Here is a 22681-nt window from a genome sequence, read left to right on the forward strand (position 1 = left end):
GACTACTCTCCCCGCACCAGCGTAAAGAAATCGACCCGGCTGGCGGCCACCTCGCGGGCGCGCTGCAGGCGTCGCTCCTGCTGCGCCGCCGCCAGCGGGGCGATCAGCCGTTGCTGCAGCTGTTCATGGTGCGCCGGTTGCTGCAGCAGGGCGTCCGCCAGCGCGCACAGTTCGGCATGCGCCTTGTCGCGCCCGGCGACGTAGCTGTAGCCGTGGCCGCCGTCTGCCAGCTCCACCACCGCGCGGGTGACGGTCATATCGCCCAGCACAAAGCGGCGGCCGGTGGCGCCCATGCGCCCCAGCAGCTGCGTCAGGCCGATCTCCGGCGCGCGCAGCAGCCGGTACTCGGGGTTCAGGTTCAGCGCCTGCCAGTGGCTGCGCAACTGGGCCGGCTGGCTGTGCGCCAGCACCGACATCCAGCGTTGTCGTGATGTGGGAGAAGACATTCAGTGCTCCATGGTCAGTTCGATCATATCGGCGCGCGCCAGGCTGACGGAGTATTCCGCCAGCCGGTCGCTGCCGCTGCAGACGTTGAGGGTGCGCACGCACAGCAGCGGCGCATCGGCGGCCAGCTCCAGCAGCTGCTGCTCTTTCGCCTGCGCACGGCGGGCGCTGATGCGCGTCTGACGACGGCTGAGCGACTGGCGGATATGCTGTTCAATAAATTCATGCAGCGACCCCTGGCGGAACGACTGCAGGGCCGGCCACCAGTCGAGGTCGGGCAGGTAGTGGTCGATCACGCTCATCGGCACGCCGTTTACCCGGCGCAGGGTGCGCAGGTGAATCACCTGTTGCCCCTCCTCGCCGCCCAGCGCGCTGGCGATGTGGCCGTTGCACGGCCGCAATACCGCGAGTAAGCACTCACTGGTGGGGTGGTTGCCCTGCTCCAGCAGGTTCTGGGTAAAGCGGGTTTTGGCGTGCAGCGGGTAGTCGTAAGGGCGCATCAGCACCAAAATGCCGACGCCGTGGCGGCGCTGCAGCCAGCCGCGCTCTACCAGCTGATCCACCGCCCGGCGCAGCGTGTGGCGGTTGACCTGATAATGGTCCGCCAGCTGCTGCTCCGAAGGCAGGTAGTCGCCGCCGCGGTAGCGGCTGCGCAGCTCCTCTTCCAGCTGCGCCGCGATCTGCTGGTAGCGGGTGGGGTAACTGGTAGGATGTCTAGATATCTGCGTCATAGTGAATACCTCCGTGAGCCGGCCGCCGCTAACCGCGCCGGTGCGGCGCTCGGGGGCGGTCGGTGATGGGGCTTATCCTGCCGGGTGCAGATGACGCTGAGGTGACGGCAACGTGGCGAACAGATGAACTATTTTCGACAGCCGGGTGCGCGCGGCGCGCTATCGCGCTAAGCTAGCGCCATTGTCTGATTCTTGCTGGTCACTCTCATGTCTCAACCTTTACCTGCCTCTGGCGGCCAGGCGCGTTCATGGCCGCTGTGGAAGCCCGTGCTGTTTTTACTGGTGGTCGCCGTCGGCCTGTATTACGTCAAATGGCAGCCTTATTACGGCAAGGCGTTTGTCGCGGCGGAAAATCACTCCATCGGCGGTTCGATCCTGGCCGATGGCGCGCTTAACCCGTGGATGGCGGCGTGGCAGTACGCGCTGACCTACTTTACGGCGGTGTGGAAAGCGGCGCTGCTGGGGGTGCTGGTTGGCTCGCTGGTGCAGGTACTGATCCCGCGCGACTGGCTGGCGCGCACGCTGGGGCATCAGCGCTTTTCCGGCACGCTGCTGGGGTCGCTGATTGCGCTGCCGGGCATGATGTGCACCTGCTGCGCGGCGCCGGTGGCGGCCGGTTTGCGCCGCCAGTCGGTATCCAGCGGCGCGGCGTTGGCGTTTTGGCTCAGCAACCCGGTGCTGAATCCGGCCACGCTGATTTTTATGGGCTTTGTGCTGGGCTGGCAGTTTGCCGCCATCCGTCTGGTGGCCGGCGCCGTTATGGTGCTGGGCGTGGCCTGGCTGGTGCAGCGCCTGACGGTGAACGACGCGCCGCCGGTCAGTAGCGATGCGGCGACGGCGCTGCCGGCGTGCGAGAGCGCATCTCAGCCGTTCCTGCGCCGCTGGCTGGCGGCGCTGTGGACGCTGTTCTGGTCAACCATCCCGGTCTATATTCTGGCGGTGCTGCTGCTAGGGGCGGCGCGGGTCTGGCTGTTCCCGCACGCCGAGGGCGTGGTGGATAACGGCCTGCTGTGGATTATCGGCCTGGCGCTGGCCGGCTGCCTGTTTGTGATCCCCACCGCGGCGGAAATCCCGATTGTGCAGGCGATGATGCTGGCGGGCATGGGCCCCGGCCCGGCGCTGGCGCTGCTGATGACGCTGCCGGCGGTCAGCCTGCCGTCGCTGCTGATGTTGAAGAAAGCCTTCTCCGCCAAGGCGCTGTGTCTGACTGCGGCGCTGGTGGCGCTGTGCGGCATCCTGACCGGCATAGTCGGGATGTGGCTGATATAATTTGGTTGAAAAATAGTCTTAAACCGATTCTGTCGTTATCACCTCTGTGCTAACGTTTAAGCCGTTGTTGCGTGGGATGTGGCAGCATGAAGAGGAAGGAGCGTATGCAGTTTCTCATTGAAAATGACGCCAGCTTGTTGGCGCAGATGGCGGACGAGCAGCACAGCGCCGACGAGCATGAAGCCTGGCTGAAACAGAAGGTGGATGACGCCTTTGCCCGCCTGCATGAAGAGCAGGCGGTCTACCTGGATGAATCGCAGGCCACGGAGCGGATGAACGATTTTAAAGCCAAAGTAAGGGCAAAATACCCGGCTGAATAACCAAGGATTGTTATGCGCATCGAATGGGACGACGTTGCGTTGCAGGACAGGGAACGTCTGTTTGAATTTCTCTATCCCGTTAATCCGCGGGCGGCGGAGCAGGCGGACGCTGAACTGGAAAAAGCCGTGGCGCGTTTAATCGATAACCCGCGGCTTGGCAAAGTCTGGTATCAGCAGGCGCGTAAGCTGCTGATCGATAAGGCGTCGCTGCTGGTGGTCTACCTGATCGATGGTGAAGCGATAAAGATTTTAGCCGTGGCCCATCAGCGCGAGAAATTCCCGAATTAACCCCCTCAGCGCAGCTTATGCACCACCTGATTGCTGCTGCCGCGCCAAATCAGCGCCGGATCGCGCAGTTCCTGCTCGAACTTACCGTCAATCAGCACGTTGATCAGCGCTGCCACCTGCTGCTGCGCCGCGTCCAGCTCCGCCAGCCGGTAGCCGGTCCACAGCCAGATATCCTTGCCGGGACATTCGGCGCGCACCCGCTGCACCAGCCGTAACACCTCCGCCACGTTGGCCGGGTGCAGCGGATCGCCGCCGGACAGCGACAGCCCCTGGCGCGCGATGCGCGGGTCGTTGAGGTCGGCGATAATCTTATCCGCCAGCGCCGCGGTGAACGGCCGGCCGGAATCGGGCCGCCAGGTGCCCTGGTTGTAGCAGCCGCGGCACTGGTGCACGCAGCCGGCGACAAACAGCGTACAGCGGGTGCCGGGGCCGTTGACCACATCGACGGGATAATACTGGTGATAATTCATCGCTGCACTCTCCGTAACCGGCCGTCAGCCCAACTGCCCGTTATCCAGGTGTTTCACCCGGCGTTTCACCTCTTCCTGCTTACCGGCGTTGAACGGCCGCGCATCCGGGCTGCCGAGATAGCCGCAGACGCGGCGGGTGACCGACACCTTGGCGGCGTCGTGATTGCCGCATTTCGGGCAGGTAAACCCTTTGCTGGTGCAGGAGAACTCGCCGGTGTAGCCGCACGCGTAGCATTCGTCGATCGGCGTATTGGTGCCGTAATAGGGCACGCGGCTGTAGCTGTAGTCCCACACGTCTTCCAGCGCCTTCAGGTTATGCTGCAGGTTGGGGTATTCGCCGTAACAGATAAAGCCGCCGTTGGCTAACGGCGGGTAGGGCGCCTCGAAGTCCAGCTTGTCGTACGGATTGACCTTTTTCTCAACGTCGAGGTGGAAGCTGTTGGTGTAGTAGCCTTTGTCGGTCACCCCCGCCACCACGCCGAAATCGGCGGTGTCCAGCCGGCAGAAACGGTCGCACAGGTTCTCGCTCGGCGTGCTGTACAGGCTGAAGCCGTAGCCGGTTTCTTCTTTCCAGCTGTCGGTGGCGGCGCGCAGGTGCTCGACGATGGCGATGGCCTTGGCGCGCAGCGCCCGATCGTCGTACAGGTGGCCGGCGTTGCCGAACAGCGCGTTGATGGTTTCATGGACGCCGATATAGCCGAGGGAGATCGACGCGCGGCCGTTCTTGAAGATCTCGGCGATATCATCGTCGGCGTTCAGCCGCACGCCGCAGGCCCCTTCCATATACAGAATCGGCGCCACGCGCGCCTTGATGCCCTGCAGGCGCGCGATGCGCGTCATCAGCGCCTTCTTCGCCAGCAGCAGGCGGCGGTCCAGCAGCTGCCAGAAGCGCTCCTCATTGCCCTGCGACTCCAGCGCGATGCGCGGCAGGTTCAGGCTGATCACGCCGAGGTTATTGCGGCCGTCGTGCACCGGCTTACCGTTTTCCTGATACTCGCCGAGGAAGCTGCGGCAGCCCATCGGCGTTTTAAACGAGCCGGTCACCTGCACCACCTGATCGTAATTGAGGATATCGGGGTACATGCGTTTGCTGGCGCACTCCAGCGCCAGCTGTTTGATGTCGTAGTTCGGTTCGCCGTAGCGGTGGTTGAGGCCATCGCGGATGGCGAACACCAGCTTCGGAAACACCGCCGTTTTACGGTTTTTACCCAGTCCGGCGATGCGGTTTTTCAGGATCGACTGCTGGATCAGCCGCGACTGCCAGCTGGTGCCGAGGCCGAAGCCGAAGGTGACGAACGGCGTCTGGCCGTTGGCGGTATGCAGCGTATTGACCTCATACTCCAGCGACTGGAAGGCGTCGTAGCACTCTTTTTCGGTGCGCGCCATGGCGTAGCCCGCCGCGTCCGGGATCTGCCACTCTTCCGCCACCTGGCGGTGCTTGTTGAAGCTGGCGCTGACGTACGGCGCCAGAATCTCATCGATGCGGTTGATAGTGGTGCCGCCGTAGATATGGCTGGCGACCTGCGCGATGATCTGCGCGGTGACCGCGGTGGCGGTGGAGATCGATTTCGGCGTTTCGATCTCGGCGTTGCCCATTTTAAAGCCGTTGGTCAGCATGCCCTGCAGGTCGATCAGCATGCAGTTGAACATCGGGAAGAACGGCGCGTAGTCCAGATCGTGATAGTGAATTTCGCCGCGTTCGTGGGCCAGCACCACGTCGCGCGGCAGGATGTGCTGCTTGGCATAGTGCTTGGCGACGATGCCGGCCAGCAGATCGCGCTGGGTGGGGATGACCTTGCTGTCTTTGTTGGCGTTTTCATTCAGCAGCGCGGCGTTGCTCTGTTCGACCAGGCCGCGGATCTCCTGGTTCAGCCGGCCGCGCAGTTCGCGGGCGACGTCGCGGTCGTGGCGGTATTCGATATAGGCGCGCGCCAGCTGCTTGTATTCACCGGCCATCAGCCGGTTTTCCACCGCCTGCTGAATATCATGGATATCCAGCCGCGGCTGACGGGACATCTGTTGAGCGACTTCACGGGCGACGGCGGCGCAATACTCACTGTCGTTCACCTCGGCGGCGCGGGCGGCGCGTTCGATGGCCTGTTTGATGCGTGCTTCGTCAAAGGGAACCTGACAGCCGTCCCGTTTAATCACTACTGGTTTCACGTCGTTCTCCTTGTTCCGCGCTCGGGAACAGATAGCCGTTTCAGCTTATCCACAGGGCAATGCCGCAGCGCGTCTGGGCTGCGGGGCGGTGTGGATGATTTTGTGGATAACTACTACATATAGATATTAGTGCTTGTGAATGCACTATATATGGGTGCTGGCGGGGTTTTCTTGATGCAGAACAAAGAAAGCCGACGGCGGGGCGATCGCTGTACAGATCGCCATCGCGCCGGCGGGAAACGGGCCGTCTGGCCCGGGATATTGGTTTACGCAGGCGGGGGCGGAAGCATCACGCCTCCAGCAGCCACCACACCGCTTCGAACGGCCGCAGGGTCAGCGGCTGCGGCTGCGGCGGCGCATCGCCGTAGTTGCCGATCGCCACGCGCCACAGGTCAGACGCCTCAACGCCGGCCGCGTCCCACGCCAGCGGCTGGGCGCTCAGGTTGGCCGCCACCAGCAGCCGCTGGCCGTTCCAGCTGCGCTGATAGCACCACAGCGCCGGATGCGTCGGCGCCAGATCCTGATAGTCGCCGTGGGTCAGCAGCGGGTACTGTTTACGCAGGGCGATCAGGTGGCGATAGGTGTAAAACACCGACTCCTGGTCGGCCAGCGCTGCCTCGACGTTGACCTGGCGGTAGTTGCCGGCGCAGGGGATCCATGGCGTACCGCTGCTGAAGCCGGCGTTGGGTTCGGCACTCCACTGCATCGGCGTGCGGCCGTTATCGCGCGACTTGCTGGCCAGAATCGCCAGCAGCTCGGCGTCGCTGCGCCCCGCGGCGCGCAGTTCGGCGTACATGTTCAGGCTTTCAACGTCGCGGTATTGTTCGATACTGTCAAAGCCCGGGTTGGTCATGCCGATCTCTTCGCCCTGATAGATATAGGGCGTGCCCTGCATGCCGTGCAGCACCATCGCCAGCATCTTCGCCGCCGGTACGCGCAGCGCATGGTCATCACCGAAGCGCGAGACGATGCGCGGCTGGTCGTGGTTGCACCAGAACAGCGCGTTCCAGGCGTGGTTGTGCATGCCCTGCTGCCAGTGGCGGAAAATCTGCTTCAGCGCCACGTAGTCCGGCGCCGCCAGCGTCCATTTCTCGCCGTTGGCGTAATCGACCTTCAGATGGTGGAAATTAAAGGTCATTGACAGCTCTTCGCCGCCGTTGGCCGCATATTGCCGGCAGTGCTCCAGGCTGGTGGACGACATTTCGCCGACCGTCATCAGGCCGCGCGGCCGGAACACCTCGCGGCTCATTTCCTGCAGAAACTCATGAATGCGCGGGCCGTCGGTGTAGAAGCGCCGGCCGTCGCCGTGCGCGTCGTCCGGGAACTCCTGCTGCTTGGACACCAGGTTAATTACGTCCAGCCGCAGGCCGTCGACGCCTTTATCCGCCCAGAACTGACAGATTTTTTTCAGCTCCTCGCGCACCGGCGGGTGCTCCCAGTTCAGGTCGGCCTGCTCGGTGGCGAACAGGTGCAGGTAATACTGGCCGCTGTCGGCGTGCCACTGCCAGGCCGAACCGCCGAACTTGGAGCGCCAGTTGTTCGGCGGCGTTCCTTCGGCACCGTCGCGCCAGATATAGAACTGGCGCAGCGGGCTGTGGCGATCCTGCGCCGCCCGGAACCACGGATGCTCGGTCGACGTATGGTTGAACACCATATCCATCACGATGCGGATATCGCGCCGGTGCGCGGCCGCCACCAGCTGCTCAAAGGTCTCCATGCTGCCGTAGGCAGGGTCGATGGCGCAGTAGTCGGCGACGTCATAGCCGTTATCCACCTGCGGGGAGAGGTAGACCGGCGTCAGCCAGATGGCGTCCACGCCCAGCGCCTGCAGATAGTCCAGCCGCTGAATGACGCCGGCCAGATCGCCGTAGCCGTTGCCGCTGCTGTCCTGAAAGCTCTTCGGGTAAATTTGGTAGATGACGCCGTTTTGCCACCAGGGGATGGGGTTGCTCATAAAGAATACCTTTTGACTGTGACAGCGGGCCAGGCGCGCCTGGCCCCTACATTCATCATAAATGACGCGCTATACCGGCAGTTCGCCGCGGCGCGCCTTGCGCCGGTACACCAGCATGGTCAGCACCAGCGGCACCACCACGGCCACCAGCATCGCCAGCGCGAACACCAGCCAGAACTGCGGTTTGATCGACAAGATACCCGGCAGGCCGCCGACGCCGATGCCGTTGGCCATCACCCCGGCCAGGCCGCAGATCAGGCCGGCGCAGGCGGAGCCGATCATCGCGCACAGCATCGGGAAGCGGTATTTCAGGTTGATGCCGTACATCGCCGGCTCGGTGACGCCGAGGTAGGCGGAAATCGCCGCCGGCACCGAAATCTCGCGCTCATTGGCCTTGCGGCTGACGATAATGATCGCCAGCACCGCCGAGGCCTGCGCAATGTTGGACAGGGCGATAATCGGCCAGACCGGCGTGCCGCCCATGCTCTGCACCATCTGCATATCGATCGCCAGCGTGGTCTGGTGGACGCCGGTGATCACCAGCGGCGCATACAGGAAGCCGAACAGCGCGGCGCCGATCGGCGCGAAGCTGCCGGTCATCACCGCCTTGACCGCCCAGGCGACGCCGTCGCCGATCATGCGGCCGAACGGCCCGATCAGGGTATGGGCCAGGAAGGTGGCCAGCAGCAGCGACAGCACCGGCACCACCACCAGATAGAGGTAATCCGGCACCCACTTTTTCAGCCGGGTTTCAATCCAGCCGAGCGCCATCCCGGCGAGGATCGACGGGATCACCTGCGCCTGATAGCCGACCTTCTCCACGGTAAACCAGCCGAAGTTCCACAGCTCAGGCGCCTGCTGGCCGAGCAGATAGGAGTTCATCAGCTGCGGCGACACCAGCGTTACGCCGAGCACGATGCCCAGCACCGGCGTGCCGCCCATTTTTTTCACCGTCGACCAGCAGATGGCGACCGGCAGGAACATAAAGATCGCCTCGCCCAGCAGCCACAGGAAGTCATAGGCGGTTTTCCAGCCGGCGCTGGACTGCGCCAGCGTCTGGCCGTCGGACAGCGGAATATCGCCGATCACGTTGCGGAAGCCGAGGATCAGACCGCCGCTGATCAGCGCCGGCAGCAGCGGGAAGAAGATCTCGGCGAAGTGGGAGATGGCGCGCTCGGACCAGGTCATATTCTGGCGCGCGGCGGTTTTAGCCTGCTCTTTGTCCGCCTCGTTGACGCCGGCGCTGGCGATCAGCGCCTGATAGTAATCACCGACCTCCGGGCCGATCACCACCTGGAACTGCCCGGCGTTGGTGAAGCAGCCTTTCACCATGGGTAAGGTTTCGATCTCTTTCGGGCTGGCCTTGGCCGGGTCGTTAAGCACGAAGCGCAGCCGGGTAATGCAGTGGCTGACGGTGGCGATATTCTCGCGGCCGCCGACCAGCGCAATCAGGCGATCGATATCCTGCTGTTTTACTTTGCTCATTATGAATACCTTTCTATGGGTATATCTGGCGTTGTTATGCGTATGCCGCGCCGGCGAGCGGGGCCTGCACGGCACGCAGAGGTAAGTAGGGTGAAGCCGATCAAAGCTTAGTCATTTCGCCGCGGTTAGAAAATGGGAACGTTCCCGTAACCGGATGAAGATCACAAAATAGCGGCACAGAGCGGGGTGAGCGTCGTGCTGACGATCCGGCGCGGCAGGCGCGGTTAAGAGAGTTTGCTCGGCACTACGATGCGGCGGATCGGCGCGTCGCCGCTGAGCTGGGCCAGCAGCTGCTGCGCCGCCTGCACGCCGGCGCTGCCGTAGCCGAATTCCACCGACAGGGTGTCCGGGAACAGGAAGCTGAGCAGCGGGGTATTGCCGATGGCGCACACCTGGATATCGGCGATCTGCTGCTGCTGCAGATATTTGATGGCGCCCAGGGCGATGCTGTCAGAGGCGCAGATCAGCGCGCGGGTCTGCGGGGCGATCGCCTCCGCCGCCAGCTGGAAGCCGCTTTGGTAGCTGAGTTCCCCCAGCGCCGCGTGCGGGGTCAGGCCGTGGCGTTGGCAGGCGTCCAGATAGGCCTGGTAGCGGCGCGCGCCGGTGGTGGCGTCCGACTGTTGGACGCCGAGGTAGCTGATATGGCGGTGCCCCTGCTGGCGCAGCCGATCCATCAGCAGATTCACCGCGCCGGCGTCATCGTAGCAGACCGAAGAGAAGCCCTGATACTCGCGCACCATCACCACCATTTTCTCCTGCCACGGCTGCAGCATCTCGGCCTCAAGGCCGGTAAAGCCGAACAGGATCACCCCGTCGACGTTACGCTGCGCCAGCACGTGCAGATGCTCCTGCACCAGCCGGCTGTCGAACTGGCTCTCCATCACGATCGGGTCGTAGCCGTGCTGGTACAGCAGCGGCAGCATGGTGCGCACCGCCTGATTCTCCGACGGCGAGTCCAGCCGCGACACCAGGATGCCGACCACCTTGTCGCTCTGGCCGCGCATGGCGCGCGCGGATTTGGACGGGGTGAAGCCCTGCTGACGGATCACCGCCTCCACCCGTTCGCGGGTTTGCTGGCTCACGCTGCCTTCGTTGTTCAGCACGCGTGAAACGGTGGATTTTCCTACCCCGCTGAGGCGGGCGATGTCCTTAATGGTCAGCCGGTTTTGCATGATCTGTTTATCGTTAGGGTTGAGAGGCGTGAGCGCCGATGAACGTGTGCTTTCCCGGCAATGTGCCGCTGCCGCAGGCGCATGGCAAGAATAAAAATAGAGTAACGCATTTTAGCGTCGGGATCTTGCCGACAACCCGGCGCCTCCGCCACCCCGGCCGCGTTATCTGTGATCAACCCCGCTTTTTCGCCGTCGGGGCTGGACAGCCGCACTGCGTTTACCCTTATGCTCGGGCTTTCTGCCGTTTTTTTGTCGTACTTAATCCATAAGATTTTGCAGTCCTCTGAGGAATTTCTGATGCATAAACCGCTTCGTTATACGTTGCTTGCGACGTCATTACTCTGCCCCCTGGGCGCGCTGGCGCAGTCGGCGGGCAAGCTGCCGCTGATGCCGTGGCCGCAGCAGGTGGAGATCGCCCAGCCGCAGGGCAAACTGGTGCTGACGCCCCGCATCAGTCTGCAGGTGGAGGGCGATAATCTGGGGGACGCGCCGGCGCGCTGGCGTCAGCGTCTTGAACTGCAGACCGGCTGGACGCTGGCGCCGGGGGCGACGCAGCAGGCCAGCACGATTACGGTGAAGATCCAGCGCCAGGTCTCGGCGCAGCCGCTGCCGGACAGCGATGAAAGTTACCGGCTGTCGGTGACGCCACAGGGGGTGACGCTGAACGCCGCCACCCGCTTCGGCGCGCTGCGCGGCATGGAAACCCTGCTGCAGCTGGTGCAGACCGACGGACACAACACCTTCCTGCCGCTGGTCAGCATCCATGATAAACCGCGCTTTGCCTGGCGCGGGGTGCTGCTGGATTCGGCGCGCCATTTCCTGCCGGTCAGCGATATTTTGCGCCAGCTGGACGGCATGGCGGCGGCCAAGCTGAACGTCTTCCACTGGCATCTGACCGACGATCAGGGCTGGCGCTTCGCCTCCGCGCGCTATCCCAAGCTGCAGCAGCTGGCCAGCGACGGCCAGTTCTATACCCGCGAACAGATGCAGCAGGTGGTGGCCTACGCCGCGGCGCGCGGCATCCGCGTGGTGCCGGAGGTCGATCTGCCGGGCCACGCCTCCAGCATTGCAGTGGCCTACCCGGAGTTGATCAGCGCGCCGGGGCCGTACCAGATGGAGCGCGAGTGGGGCGTGCATGCGCCGACGCTGGATCCCGGCAACGAGCAGGTTTATCAGTTTATTGACGCGATCGTCGGCGAGCTGACGACGATCTTCCCCGATCCTTACCTGCATATCGGCGGCGACGAGGTCGATCCCAGCCAGTGGCAGCAGTCGAAAACGCTGCAGGCGCTGATGCGCGAGCATCAGCTGGCGGACGCCCATGCGCTGCAGGCCTGGTTTAACCAGCGGCTGGAAAAGATCCTCGAACGCCATCAGCGGCGCATGGTGGGTTGGGACGAGATCTACCATCCGGCGCTGCCGCGCACCATCCTGATCCAGTCCTGGCAGGGGCCGGACTCGCTGGGGGCCAGCGCGCAGGACGGCTATCAGGGCATTCTGTCCACCGGCTTCTATCTCGATCAGCCGCAGAGCACCGCCTACCACTATCGCAATGAAGTGCTGCCGCAGCCGCTCGGGGTTGAGACCCAGGTCGCGGCCGGCGAGCAGGCGCAAAGCTGGCGTTTTGAGATCCCGCGGCTGAAGGGCAGCGCGGTGGCGGGCAGCTTTACTCTGATTAAGGGCCGGCAGGGCTGGCGCGGCTTTATCGACTTCGATGGCAAAACCCGCCGCGCGCTGCACGATATTGTCTGGCGTACGCCGCAGCAGGTGAGCTTCCGGCTGGATACCTGGATGGGCGACACCCGCCCGGTCGTCACCCTGCAGGGGGACAAGCTCAGCGGCTATACGCTGCTGGGCAATGTGCGTTACCCCACCAGCGGCAGCCGGCTGGATGCGGCGCCGGAGGGCAAAATGCCGGTGGTGCCGGACGCCAAACAGCAGGCCAATATCCTCGGCGGTGAGGCGGCGCTGTGGGCGGAGAACGTACGCGCGCCGCTGCTGGATCTGAAGCTGTGGCCGCGCGCCTTCGCAGTGGCGGAGCGGCTGTGGTCGGCGCAGGACGTTACCGATGAGAACAACATGTACCGCCGTCTGGCGGCGGTGGACGCCTGGTCGGTGGTATCCGTCGGTCTGCAGCAGCATGCGGAAACCGCGCGGGAGTTCACCCGCCTGGCCAACAGCGTCGAGATTATGCCGCTGCAGACGCTGGCCGAAGCGCTGGAGCCGGCGCAGTATTACACGCGTCAGCATCTCAAGTTCCGGGCGGGCAACTACCATCAGTTTGAGCCGCTGAACCGGCTGGTGGACGCGCTGCCGCCGGAGAGCCGGGCGGTGCGCGAGATGCATCAGCAGGTGGAGGCGCTGCTGCGCGACCGCGATAACCGCGTGGCCGCCGAGGCGCTGCGCAGCCGCCTGCTGCGCTGGCAGCAGAATGCGGCGCCGGTGAAGCGGCTGATTGGCGGCAACGTGCTGATGAAAGACCTGGCGCCGGTGGCGCAGGACGTCAACGCGCTGGCGGAACTGGGGCTGACGCTGCTGGATCGCTGGCGGCAGGGCAAGCCGCTCGGCAAGCGTGAGGCGGAGCAGATCCAGCAGCAGCTGGACGCGGCGGCGCAGGTGCGCGATGAGCTGACCATCGCCGCAGTGTATCCGCTGGAAACCCTGCTGCGCGGCCTGACGGTGCGCTGAGCAACCGGGCGGGCCGTCTCCGGCCCGCCGTTTGCCTATGCCGTCAGCGAGACCGGCGCCTTGCCGGTGAGCCGGTACAGATAATTTTCCAGCTCCTGGCGGGTAAAGCGCGGCTCCTCAATGCCGCTGCCGGCCAGAAAGCGCTTCACGTTGCTGCAGTCCCACTGGTAGGTATCCTGATACAGCTGCACCGCCGCCTGGCCGTGCGACATGTTGTCGCGGAACAGGCTGAGCAGCGGGTACAGCGGCGCGTTTTCATCATGCTGCCACTGCGCCAGCCAGTCGTGGTAAGGCATCTGGCGGAAGCGGTAGCCGAAATAGTCCTCCAGCCGCCGGAAGAACTGCTGCAGCGTCAGGTTGTTGCTGTCCTCGTGGATCAGATTGAACTTCAGCCCCAGCGCCTGCGGGTTACCGCTGATATGCGCAATGGCGCGCGTCATATAATCCACCGTGGTCAGGCCTTCGCGCAGATCGCGCAGGTCGGGCACCGTACCGTTGCTCAGGCAGGTTTTCACCAGCCGCCCCCACCACTGGTAGTCGGCGCTGACGCCGCTCCGGCTGTGGCTGGTGGCGTACCCCAGCCGGAAGGTCATCAGCGGCAGCCCCTGCAGCGCCGCCAGATCGGCGATTTTTTCCATTACCCATTTGCTGCGCACGTAGCCAAGATCGCTGAGCACCGCCGGCAGGTTCTGGTCGATGTCGTCGCTTTCCAGCATCACCCGTTTACCGGTGTGCAGATGCCCCCAGCTGTAAACGGAGATGGTGGACAGCAGCATCAGCGGCTTGGTGCGCAGGTGGGCGGCGAAGCGGATAACTTCGTTCAGGCCCTGCACGTTGTCGCGCTTCATGTAGGAGTAGGGCTGGATAAAGTTCACCGCGCTGGCGGAGTGGTAAATGATGTCCACCTGTCGGCACAGTTGTTGATACTGCTCATCGGGCAGCGCGAAGCGGGGTTCCGCCAGATTACCGGGCACGACATACACCCGGCTGCGCTGTTCGGCGCTCAGGGCGATATGGTGTTTTTGCAGCACCGCATCCAGGCGTTGGCCTGCCTGTTCGGCGCTGTCGCCGCGCACCAGGCAGTAAATATCCGCCTGACGCGTGGCGAGCAGGTCCGCCAGCAGATGCGAGCCGACAAAGCCGCTGGCGCCGGTCAGCAGAATGGCGCGTGGCTGCGTCAGCTGCTGCGGTTCAAAGTGCGGGTTGATCTGTACGTCCGGCGGCAATTTTGCATCTTCCTGTAGCGCGCGCACCGGCTCGCTGTCCAGCTCCGGCTGCGCCTGCCCGCTGCGTTGCGCCAGCTCGCGGGTCAGCGCGGCGACGGTGGGGAATTCGTAAATATCGCGCACGTAGGTTTTCACCCCGAGCCGCTGGCCGATGGCCTCCGCCAGCCGGGCCGCCAGCAGCGAATGGCCGCCGATATCGAAGAAATTATCATCGGCGCCGATCGCGTTCAGCGCCAACAGCTCACGCCAGACGGCGGCGACCTGTTCCTGCGCGGCGTCCGGCAGCGCATTGCCCGCCGTGGTGCGGCTGGCGGCATAGTGCGCCAGCAGCGCCGCCTTGTCGGTTTTGCCGTTGGCGTTCAGCGGCAAACGCGGCAGCAGCAGGTAATCGGCCGGCAGAAAGTAAGACGGTAGTGTCTTTTTTAGGCGTGCTTTGACGGCGTCGAGCAGGTCAGGCTGCGCAGCGTCGGCCACCAGGCAGGCGACGATCTTTTTATCGGCGGCCTGCTCAGGCTCGGTCACTACGGCGACCGCCGCGCTCACGCCGGGGGTCTGCATGATGACGCTCTCAATCTCGCCCAGCTCAATGCGATTGCCGCGGATCTTGACCTGATCGTCCAGCCGGCCGAGGTACTGAATGCGGCCGTCCGCCAGCCAGCGGGCGCGGTCGCCGCTGCGGTACAGCCGTTTGCCGTTAAACCCGGCGGGCTGCAGGAATTTTTCGGCGCTGAGCTGCGGGTTATGCAGATAGCCGCGCGCCAGACAGCTGCCGCTGATAAACAGTTCGCCGGGCGCGTCGCCGCTGACCGGCTGCAGCTGCTCATCCAGAATAAAGATTTCCGTGTCGGTCACCGGGCGGCCGATGCTGGCGGTGGCGGCATCGGCGGCGCAGGTGAGTGGATTACAGGTGGCGAAAATTGTCGCTTCGGTCGGGCCGTAGTAGTCAATCAGCGGACAGCCGAGCGGCGTCGGGTCGAGCGGCGCCAGCTTTTCGCCGGCGGTGAACAGGTAGCGCAGCGCCAGTCGCGCCGGTTTGTCGGCGCGCACCACGTCAGGCACCAGCACCGTCGGCACGAAGGCGTGGGTCAACCGCCGGTCGGCAAAAAACTGCAGCAGCGCGGCGGGCTGCAACCGCTGCTCCTCCGCAGGCAGGCACAGTGCGGCGCCGCTGGTCAGTGCCGACCAGATCTCCCACTGCGCGACGTCAAAGCCGATGCCGGCGTTCAGCGTGGTGCGGCAGTCGGCGTCCATGGCAAATTGCCGGTTGTGCCAGCGGACGATATTCCACAGCGACAGGTGTTCGACCATCACGCCTTTAGGCGTGCCGGTGGTGCCGGAGGTAAAAATAACATACGCCAGTGCCTGTTGAGGAATATCGACCGGTTGACGAGTTAATACTATTTCGTCTGGAATAGTATCAATGTTAATTAATTTTACGCTGTCGTACTGATTTTTTTCATTATTATTTTCATGGTCTGATAATATAATCGGCGAACGGCTTTTTTCAATAATGTATTTGATACGTTGCTCAGGATAACTGCTGTCCAGCGGAATATAGGCGGCGCCGGCTTTGACTATCGCCAGCATGCCGATAATCAGCTGCGGCGTACGCTGCGCCAGCAGTGGAATATAATCACCGGGGCCGACGCCACGCCGCTGCAGCAGGGCGCACAGCCGGTTGCTGAGATCGTCCAGTTGTTGATAGCTGATATTCTTATTGTCTTTATCGATAATTGCCGGGTGAGTAGGGGACGTGGAAACCTGTTGGATAAAAGCATCCAATACGTGATTGGCCATGGTTCTCTCCTGATAGCAAATATTGGTATAAAGATATTTGAGGTAAGGGTTGCCCGGCCGGACGAAAATTAATTATAGACAGATTTGGTAAAATGGAATTAAAACGGCGTGGGATTTTTATTACTGCTTGTTTTAAGGGAAATAATAGTCTTATAAAGTAAAACGGCCGGCATAAGCCGACCGCTGTCAATCTAGCTTGCCGTCGGAATTAACGACGTACGGCAATCGCTTCGATTTCAATCTTCACGTCTTTTGGCAGACGCGCCACTTCCACGCAGGAGCGGGCCGGGAACGGCGCGTTGTGCTCGCTGAAAAATGCTTCGTAGGTGGCGTTAACGGTGGCGAAATCGTTGAGATCTTTGACGAACACCGTAGTTTTAACGATGTCGGCGACCTTCAGGCCGGCGGCTTCGACGATGGCCTGCACGTTTTCCAGCGACTGGCGCGCCTGAGCGGCGACGTCGTCGGCCACGGCGCCGGTTTTCGGATCGACCGGGATCTGGCCAGAGGTGATGATCATGCTGCCCAGGTCAACGCCCTGCACATAAGGACCAATGGCTGCCGGTGCGAGTTCAGTGCTGATGTTACGTGACATGTTTTCTCCTGATTTTCCCTGCGGGTTCAGGCCGCGCCGCGGCGTAAATCCGTCAGGTATCAACGTGGGTAGTGAGCTTCGGAAATCCCATTATAGGGCGTCGCCGGCAGATGAACAGGCGCGCCCGGCAATTTTATCCGGCCTGCAGCACCACCTGATGCTCGAACTCTTTTTCGCAGTAGCGGCACTGCAGGTGCACCGCGTCGGCGCGGGATTTAACGCTGAAGCTGGAGGGCACCGGCTCGCTGCGGCTGATGCAGTTGCCGTTCGGGCAGGTCAGCACGCCGTCGATATGGTCCGGCAGGCTGGGGGTCAGCTTGTGCACCACCTCATAATTGTCGATGCGGTTGACCGTGGCCTTCGGCGCGTACATCGCCAGCTGGTTGGCCTGCTGCTCGGTCAGGAAGGTGTTCTCAATCTTGATCAGATCTTTATGCCCCAGCTCTTTCGAGGGCAGATTCAGGCCGATGGTGATGCGCTGGTCGGTAGCGGTCAGCTTGAACAGGGTCAGCAGTTTAAAGCCGACCTGCGCCGGAATGTGGTCGATCACCGTGCCGCATTTAATGGCTTCAACCTGCAGTTTATTATCGTGCGTCATGATGATTCCCCTTAAAAGTCCAGTTCTGCGGTTAATACCAGCGCCAGCAGCGCCTGCCGGGCGAAAATGCCGTTGCCCGCCTGCTGGAAGTAGTAGGCGTACGGCGTTTTATCGACGTCGATGGTGATTTCATCGATGCGCGGCAGCGGGTGCAGCACCTTCATGTTGTCGCGCGCCCCGGCCAGATCGGCGGCGCGCAGCACGAACTGCGCCTTCACGTTGGCGTATTCCGACGGGTCGAGGCGCTCTTTCTGTACGCGCGTCATATACAGAATATCCAGCTGCGGCACCACTTCCTCAATGCTGTTGTGCAGGCTGTACGGAATGCCTTTCTCTTCCAGCATCTTCAGGATGTAGCCCGGCATCGCCAGCGCGTCCGGGGCGATGAAATAGAAGCGGTTGCCTTCAAACTTGGCCAGCGCCTGGGTCAGGGAGTGCACGGTACGGCCGTACTTCAGGTCGCCGACCATGGCGATGTTGATATTGCTCAGCCGCCCCTGCGTTTCCTGAATGGTGAACAGATCCAGCAGCGTTTGCGTCGGGTGCTGGTTGGCGCCGTCGCCGGCGTTAAGCACCGGAATATCGCCGGAGAAGTCGGAGGCCAGGCGCGCCGCGCCTTCCTGCGGGTGGCGCATCACAATCGCGTCAACGTAGGTGCTGATAACGGAAATGGTGTCGGACAGCGTTTCGCCTTTCTTGCCGAGGGAGGTGTTGCTGCTGTCGGAGAAGCCGACCACCGAGGCGCCCAGGCGCTGAATGGCGGTTTCAAACGACAGACGGGTGCGGGTTGAAGCCTCGAAGAAACAGCTGGCGATGACCTTGTGCTTCAGCAGCTCCGGCTGCGGCTGCGCCTTCAGACTGGCGGCGGTGCGCAGCACCAGTTCCAGATCTTCACGGCTGAGATCGTTAATAGAGATGATGTTTTTGTGATACAGCGGGTTGGCCATTTTTCACTCTCCTCGACGCATGCCCGTGGCGCGGGGCGGTTAACAAACGCGGTGACGCTCTGCCTTGCAGGCAAAAAAAAGCCCCTCAACGAGGGGCCTTTTTAATAAGATCGGTCCGGCAACAGGAGAAATAACGCCAGCTGACCGCCGATTGGCAGCCGGTTTTGCGGTGCAAAAGTGGTGCTGTTGTTCATGCTTTCTCCTGGCAAATTGCCGCGCATTATACCCGCGACGGACGCCGCTGCAAACGTTAAAAAGGGATTTTCGCAATCGATTGGCCGGAGGAAAACGGAAAAGGGAGAACGGGCCGTAACCCGCTCTCCCATTGCCTGTGCGTGACGCGCCCCGGCAATATGCTGTTGAGCTTAGCCTAAATCAGGCGAAAGGGATCGTTTTCTTACCCTTCCTGGCTCAGCGTGGCGACCATTACCGCCTTGATGGTGTGCAGACGGTTCTCCGCCTGATCGAACACGATGCTGTGCGACGACTCAAACACTTCGTCGGTGACCTCCATGCCGCCGTACAGGCCGTACTGTTCGGCCATTTGCCGGCCGAGCGTGGTCTGATCGTCGTGGAACGCCGGCAGACAGTGCAGGAACTTGACCTGCGGGTTGCCGGTCTGGCGCAGCATCGCCATATTGACCTGATAAGGTTTGAGCAGCGCGATACGCTCCTGCCACACCTCTTTTGCTTCGCCCATCGACACCCAGACGTCGGTATACAGGAAATCGGCGTCCTGCACCCCGGCGGCAATATCTTCGGTCAGGGTAATCTTGCCGCCCAGACGTTCGGCCTGCGCCTGGCACTCCGCCACCAGCTCCGCCTGCGGCCAGCAGGCCTTGGGCGCCACCAGACGCAGATCCATGCCCGTCAGCGCCGCCGCTTCCAGCAGCGTGTTGCCCATGTTGTTGCGCGCATCGCCGATATAGGCGAACTTCACCGCTGACAGCGGTTTGCCCGGCAGGTGTTCCTGCACCGTCAGCAGATCGGCGAGCAGCTGGGTGGGGTGGAACTCATCGGTCAGGCCGTTCCAGACCGGCACGCCGGCGTAGTGCGCCAGAGTTTCCACCAGCGGCTGGCCGTAGCCGCGGTACTGAATGCCGTCGTACATGCGCCCCAGCACCCGGGCGGTGTCTTTCATCGACTCCTTGTGGCCGATCTGGCTGCCGCTCGGCCCGAGATAGGTGACCTGCGCTCCTTGGTCGAACGCGGCGACTTCAAACGCGCAGCGGGTGCGGGTGGAATCCTTCTCGAAGATGAGCGCAATATTTTTCCCCTGCAGGCGGCGGGCTTCACGGCCCTGTTTTTTCGCCAGTTTCAGATCGGCGGCCAGCTGCAGCAGCGCCTGCAGCTCTGCCGGGGTGAAATCCATCAAGCGTAAAAAATGCCGCTGGTAAAAGGGGTTTGTGCTGCTCATCGCCAGGTATCCTTTATCGTCTATTTTTGAATTAAAATTCACTTTATATGTATGAATATTCAAATTCAACCCCAGACAGGAAATCTTTCGTGATTAACGTGGCAGCCGCGACGGCGCTGTGTGAAAATAGAAGGAGTAAAAGCCATTTATTGAGGATAGAGTCATGGCAAACCGCGAATTGCTGGAAGAACAACGGGAAGAGACGCGTCTGATCATCGAAGAGCTGCTGGAAGACGGCAGCGATCCGGATGCGCTCTACACCATCGAGCACCATTTCTCTGCCGAAAAGTTTGAAGTCCTGGAGAAGGCCGCGGTGGAAGCCTTCAAACTGGGTTACGAAGTCACCGACGCCGAAGAGTTGGAAGTGGAAGACGGCCAGCTGCTGATGTGCTGCGACGTGATCAGCGAAGTGGGCCTGAACCCGGAAGTGATCGACGCACAGGTCGAGCAGCTGGTGGCGCTGGCGGAAAAATGCGGCGTCAACTACGACGGCTGGGGCACCTATTTTGAAGACCCGGACGGTGAAGACGGCGACGACGAAGACGGTGAATTTATCGACGAAGACGACGACGGCAAGCGCCACTGATCGTTCCCTGTTTAACCACTCTGTAGGGCCGGCTCCCGCCGGCCTTTGAAGACTTTATGAATTACCCATCGTTACTTGCCCCGATCCTCTCTTTTCTGCACTGTGAAACCCCGGACGGCTGGATCGACGCCGCGCGCCGGCCGGAAAACCTGTCGCTGCTGCTGACCGACCATCTGGTGTGCGAGCTGAAGGCCGCCCAGACCGGCATGTGGCTGATCCGTCGCTACGTGGTGGACAAGGAGAGCGGCGATGCGCTGTTGGCGCTGCTGAAGCCGTATGAGACGTTTGTGCATGAGGCGCAGGGCGTGCCGGAGGCGCTGTTCAACCAGAGCCAGTTCACCCGCAAACTGCTGCCGAAGCAGGGTTCCGCCTACGGCCAGGATCTGGTGGACAAAATGGTGCTGCTGATTAAAGAGGAGCTGCACCACTTTTCTCAGGTGCTGTCGATTATGCAGTCGCGCGGCATTGCCTATAAGAAAATCACCGCCAGCCGCTACGCCAAGCGGATGATCCGCGAGGTGCGCACTCACGATCCGGCGACGCTGATCGATAAACTGATCTGCGGCGCCTATATCGAGGCCCGCTCCTGCGAGCGCTTCGCCAGGCTGGCGCCGCATCTGGACGACGAGCTGCACCGCTTCTACCTGTCGCTGCTGCGCTCGGAGGCGCGCCACTATCAGGATTACCTGACGCTGGCGCAGCAGATCGCCGGCAGCGAGGATATCAGCGCACGCGTCGCCCACTTCGGCGGTATCGAGGCGGAGCTGATCCTGTCGCCGGACGATGAGTTCCGCTTCCACAGCGGCCTGCCGGCCTAGTCCGCCGCGCCGAGGATCAGATCGGCGGCCTTCTCGGCCAGCATAATGGTCGGCGCGTTGGTGTTGCCGCTGGGCACCTGCGGCATCACCGAACCGTCGACCACCCGCAGCCGCGCAAAACCGTGCACCCGCAGCTGCAGATCGGTGACCGAATCCGCGGCGTGCTGCCCCATGCGGCAGCTGCCCACCGGGTGATACACCGTTTTACAGAAGTTGCGCACGAACTCCTCCAGTTGCGCGTCATCCTGCTGCCACGCCGGCTGCGGCATCAGCACCTCTTTGATTAACGGCTTCAGCGCCGCGGTCTGCAGAAAACGCAGGCCGAATTTCACCGCGCGCACGCAGCCGGCCAGGTCTTCCGGGTGGCCGAGGTAGTTGGCGTGCAGCTTCACCGCGTCGGCCGGGTTGCGGCTGCGCAGCAGCACCTCGCCGCGCGCCTTCGGCTGCAGGTAGCCGACCTTCAGCGTCACGCCGTGGACCTCGGGCAGCGGTTCGCCCGGCACGTTGTCCCAGCCGTCGAGCAGCGGCAGGAAATGCACCTGCACGTCGGGGCGATCGCCGCCGCGGCTGTCGGCGAAGGCCGCGCCTTCCAGAATATTGGAGGTCAGCACGCCGCTGCGGAACGCCAGCCACTGCGCGCCGTGGCGCAGCGCCTGCAGGCCGCGGTCGGCGCCGAACAGGCTGACCGGCTGGCGGGTGCTGGCGTTGATCGACATATGCAGATGGTCGTGGAAGTTTTTGCCCACCGGCAGGTCGGCCAGCGGCGTGATGCCCAGCGATGTCAGATGCGCATGCGGGCCGATGCCCGACAGCATCAGCAGCTTGGGCGAGCCGACCGCGCCGGCGCAGATAATCACTTCCTGTTCGGCGAAGGCGCTCACCTCGGCGCCGCCGTTCTGGCTGTAGGCCACGCCGCGGGCGACGTTGTCTTCAATAATCACCCGGTGCGCCAGCGCGTTGAGTTTTACCACCAGCCGCTGCTGGTCGCGCACCGCCTGCAGGTAGGTGCGCGCGGTGCTGGCGCGCTCGCCGTTGCGGGTGGTGGTCTGGTAGAAGCCGACGCCGTGCTGGCTGTCGCCGTTGAAGTCGTTGCGGTAGGGCAGGTTCAGCTCCTGCCCGGCGCGGATAAACGCCATGCTGAGCGGATGGCGATAGCGGTTCTCACTGACCGGCAGCAGCCCCTCGTCGCCGTGGTAGGCGTCGGACAGGCTTTCGTTGGCCTCGGCGCGCCGGAAGTAGGGCAGCACGTCGCGGTAGCCCCAGCCGCGGCAGCCGTACTGCTGCTCCCAGTCGTCGTAATCCTGCTGCTGGCCGCGGATGTAGATCATGCCGTTGATCGAGCTGCTGCCGCCCAGCACTTTCCCCTGGGCGATCTGCATGCGGCGGCCGTTGGCGTGCGGTTCCGGCTCGGTTTCATAGGGCCAGCTTTTTTTGGCGATAATCTTCGCCACCCCGGCGGGCATTTTGATAAACAGGTTATTGTCGTCGCCGCCGGCCTCCAGCAGTAGCACCCGCGCCTGGGTGCGGCGGATCAGCTGCGCCGCCAGCACGCAGCCGGCCGAGCCGGCGCCGACGATGATGTAATCAAAACGGTTGTCTGACATAGGCACTCCCTGTTGGCTGAACGAATCGCTGATAGCAGCGTAGTCCAGCCGGCAGGGCGGTCAAACATGCTTTCATTAATTTATTAATGAATGTCACAATAAATCGATG

19 protein-coding genes are annotated in these 22681 nt (G+C 62.7%); 6 read left to right on the forward strand and 13 right to left on the reverse strand.

Annotation, left to right across the window (positions count from 1 at the left end):
- Nucleotides 1–2: 2 nt before the first annotated feature.
- Together phnG and phnF are read right to left on the reverse strand one after the other, a co-directional pair.
- On the reverse strand, nt 3–446 hold the full coding sequence (phnG, locus tag I6G83_RS09210; RefSeq protein ID WP_054304841.1) for a phosphonate C-P lyase system protein PhnG: 444 nt from the start codon (nt 444–446) through the stop codon (nt 3–5).
- On the reverse strand, nt 447–1175 hold the full coding sequence (gene phnF / locus I6G83_RS09215) for a phosphonate metabolism transcriptional regulator PhnF (protein WP_054304842.1): 729 nt from the start codon (nt 1173–1175) through the stop codon (nt 447–449).
- A 207-nt stretch (nt 1176–1382) separates the two neighbouring features.
- Here phnF and I6G83_RS09220 point away from each other — a divergent pair, with 207 nt between their 5' ends.
- The 3 genes from I6G83_RS09220 to I6G83_RS09230 all read left to right on the forward strand — a co-directional run bounded on the left by I6G83_RS09220 (nt 1383) and on the right by I6G83_RS09230 (nt 3052).
- Entirely contained in the window at nt 1383–2444 is a 1062-nt protein-coding gene (locus I6G83_RS09220) for a permease (RefSeq protein ID WP_054304843.1), read from the forward strand.
- A 104-nt stretch (nt 2445–2548) separates the two neighbouring features.
- Nucleotides 2549–2764 carry a hypothetical protein gene (locus I6G83_RS09225; protein ID WP_015670657.1) on the forward strand — a complete coding sequence of 72 codons (216 nt, stop codon included), beginning with the start codon at nt 2549–2551 and terminating at the stop codon, nt 2762–2764.
- 12 nt (nt 2765–2776) lie between these two features.
- Nucleotides 2777–3052: a type II toxin-antitoxin system RelE/ParE family toxin gene (locus I6G83_RS09230; RefSeq protein ID WP_054304844.1), complete on the forward strand. Its 276-nt coding sequence runs from the start codon at nt 2777–2779 to the stop codon at nt 3050–3052.
- A gap of 5 nt (nt 3053–3057) precedes the next feature.
- Here the strand turns inward: I6G83_RS09230 and nrdG are convergent, their stop codons facing one another.
- The 5 genes from nrdG to treR all read right to left on the reverse strand — a co-directional run bounded on the left by nrdG (nt 3058) and on the right by treR (nt 10296).
- Nucleotides 3058–3522: an anaerobic ribonucleoside-triphosphate reductase-activating protein gene (nrdG, locus tag I6G83_RS09235; RefSeq protein ID WP_054304845.1), complete on the reverse strand. Its 465-nt coding sequence runs from the start codon at nt 3520–3522 to the stop codon at nt 3058–3060.
- 24 nt (nt 3523–3546) lie between these two features.
- Entirely contained in the window at nt 3547–5685 is a 2139-nt protein-coding gene (nrdD, locus tag I6G83_RS09240; protein ID WP_054304846.1) for an anaerobic ribonucleoside-triphosphate reductase, read from the reverse strand.
- A 289-nt stretch (nt 5686–5974) separates the two neighbouring features.
- A complete protein-coding gene (gene treC / locus I6G83_RS09245; protein WP_054304847.1) occupies nt 5975–7639 on the reverse strand; it encodes an alpha,alpha-phosphotrehalase in 1665 nt (554 codons plus the stop codon).
- Between the two features lie 69 nt (nt 7640–7708).
- Nucleotides 7709–9124 (reverse strand): PTS trehalose transporter subunit IIBC, encoded by a 1416-nt coding sequence (treB, locus tag I6G83_RS09250; protein ID WP_054304848.1) that lies wholly within the window; start codon nt 9122–9124, stop codon nt 7709–7711.
- A 224-nt stretch (nt 9125–9348) separates the two neighbouring features.
- Entirely contained in the window at nt 9349–10296 is a 948-nt protein-coding gene (gene treR / locus I6G83_RS09255; protein WP_054304849.1) for a trehalose operon repressor TreR, read from the reverse strand.
- A 297-nt stretch (nt 10297–10593) separates the two neighbouring features.
- Between treR and I6G83_RS09260 the strand changes: the two genes are divergently transcribed.
- Nucleotides 10594–12984 (forward strand): beta-N-acetylhexosaminidase, encoded by a 2391-nt coding sequence (locus tag I6G83_RS09260; RefSeq protein WP_054304850.1) that lies wholly within the window; start codon nt 10594–10596, stop codon nt 12982–12984.
- Between the two features lie 35 nt (nt 12985–13019).
- Here I6G83_RS09260 and I6G83_RS09265 read toward each other — a convergent pair whose 3' ends face one another.
- From I6G83_RS09265 to argF, 5 genes are all read right to left on the reverse strand, one after another.
- The gene (locus I6G83_RS09265; RefSeq protein ID WP_054304851.1) at nt 13020–16007 is read right to left on the reverse strand and encodes a non-ribosomal peptide synthetase family protein; all 2988 of its coding nucleotides are present in this window, start codon (nt 16005–16007) and stop codon (nt 13020–13022) included.
- A gap of 208 nt (nt 16008–16215) precedes the next feature.
- Nucleotides 16216–16602, reverse strand: coding sequence for a 2-iminobutanoate/2-iminopropanoate deaminase (ridA, locus tag I6G83_RS09270; protein ID WP_015670673.1), 387 nt, complete (start codon nt 16600–16602; stop codon nt 16216–16218).
- Between the two features lie 133 nt (nt 16603–16735).
- Nucleotides 16736–17200 (reverse strand): aspartate carbamoyltransferase regulatory subunit, encoded by a 465-nt coding sequence (gene pyrI / locus I6G83_RS09275; protein WP_015670674.1) that lies wholly within the window; start codon nt 17198–17200, stop codon nt 16736–16738.
- Between the two features lie 11 nt (nt 17201–17211).
- The gene (gene pyrB, locus I6G83_RS09280) at nt 17212–18147 is read right to left on the reverse strand and encodes an aspartate carbamoyltransferase (RefSeq protein WP_015670675.1); all 936 of its coding nucleotides are present in this window, start codon (nt 18145–18147) and stop codon (nt 17212–17214) included.
- A 397-nt stretch (nt 18148–18544) separates the two neighbouring features.
- On the reverse strand, nt 18545–19564 hold the full coding sequence (gene argF, locus I6G83_RS09285; protein WP_054304852.1) for an ornithine carbamoyltransferase: 1020 nt from the start codon (nt 19562–19564) through the stop codon (nt 18545–18547).
- A 163-nt stretch (nt 19565–19727) separates the two neighbouring features.
- Here argF and rraB point away from each other — a divergent pair, with 163 nt between their 5' ends.
- Nucleotides 19728–20150, forward strand: a complete 423-nt coding sequence (rraB, locus tag I6G83_RS09290; protein WP_054304853.1) for a ribonuclease E inhibitor RraB — start codon at nt 19728–19730, stop codon at nt 20148–20150.
- A 56-nt stretch (nt 20151–20206) separates the two neighbouring features.
- Nucleotides 20207–20968, forward strand: a complete 762-nt coding sequence (gene miaE, locus I6G83_RS09295; RefSeq protein WP_054304854.1) for a tRNA isopentenyl-2-thiomethyl-A-37 hydroxylase MiaE — start codon at nt 20207–20209, stop codon at nt 20966–20968.
- Here miaE and I6G83_RS09300 read toward each other — a convergent pair.
- Complete coding sequence (locus I6G83_RS09300; RefSeq protein WP_062779135.1) at nt 20965–22572, reverse strand: GMC family oxidoreductase; 1608 nt, start codon at nt 22570–22572, stop codon at nt 20965–20967. The genes miaE and I6G83_RS09300 overlap by 4 nt on opposite strands.
- Nucleotides 22573–22681: the final 109 nt, after the last annotated feature.

Source organism: Serratia rubidaea (assembly GCF_016026735.1).
GTDB classification, from domain to species: domain Bacteria; phylum Pseudomonadota; class Gammaproteobacteria; order Enterobacterales; family Enterobacteriaceae; genus Serratia_B; species Serratia_B rubidaea.

Coding starts and splice junctions, on each gene's coding strand:
- phnG (WP_054304841.1), bottom strand. CDS start 446: ATGTCTTCTCCCACATCACGACAACGCTGGATGTCGGTGCTGGCGCAC.
- phnF (WP_054304842.1), bottom strand. CDS start 1,175: ATGACGCAGATATCTAGACATCCTACCAGTTACCCCACCCGCTACCAG.
- I6G83_RS09220 (WP_054304843.1), top strand. CDS start 1,383: ATGTCTCAACCTTTACCTGCCTCTGGCGGCCAGGCGCGTTCATGGCCG.
- I6G83_RS09225 (WP_015670657.1), top strand. CDS start 2,549: ATGCAGTTTCTCATTGAAAATGACGCCAGCTTGTTGGCGCAGATGGCG.
- I6G83_RS09230 (WP_054304844.1), top strand. CDS start 2,777: ATGCGCATCGAATGGGACGACGTTGCGTTGCAGGACAGGGAACGTCTG.
- nrdG (WP_054304845.1), bottom strand. CDS start 3,522: ATGAATTATCACCAGTATTATCCCGTCGATGTGGTCAACGGCCCCGGC.
- treC (WP_054304847.1), bottom strand. CDS start 7,639: ATGAGCAACCCCATCCCCTGGTGGCAAAACGGCGTCATCTACCAAATT.
- treB (WP_054304848.1), bottom strand. CDS start 9,124: ATGAGCAAAGTAAAACAGCAGGATATCGATCGCCTGATTGCGCTGGTC.
- treR (WP_054304849.1), bottom strand. CDS start 10,296: ATGCAAAACCGGCTGACCATTAAGGACATCGCCCGCCTCAGCGGGGTA.
- I6G83_RS09260 (WP_054304850.1), top strand. CDS start 10,594: ATGCATAAACCGCTTCGTTATACGTTGCTTGCGACGTCATTACTCTGC.
- I6G83_RS09265 (WP_054304851.1), bottom strand. CDS start 16,007: ATGGCCAATCACGTATTGGATGCTTTTATCCAACAGGTTTCCACGTCC.
- ridA (WP_015670673.1), bottom strand. CDS start 16,602: ATGTCACGTAACATCAGCACTGAACTCGCACCGGCAGCCATTGGTCCT.
- pyrI (WP_015670674.1), bottom strand. CDS start 17,200: ATGACGCACGATAATAAACTGCAGGTTGAAGCCATTAAATGCGGCACG.
- pyrB (WP_015670675.1), bottom strand. CDS start 18,147: ATGGCCAACCCGCTGTATCACAAAAACATCATCTCTATTAACGATCTC.
- argF (WP_054304852.1), bottom strand. CDS start 19,564: ATGAGCAGCACAAACCCCTTTTACCAGCGGCATTTTTTACGCTTGATG.
- rraB (WP_054304853.1), top strand. CDS start 19,728: ATGGCAAACCGCGAATTGCTGGAAGAACAACGGGAAGAGACGCGTCTG.
- miaE (WP_054304854.1), top strand. CDS start 20,207: ATGAATTACCCATCGTTACTTGCCCCGATCCTCTCTTTTCTGCACTGT.
- I6G83_RS09300 (WP_062779135.1), bottom strand. CDS start 22,572: ATGTCAGACAACCGTTTTGATTACATCATCGTCGGCGCCGGCTCGGCC.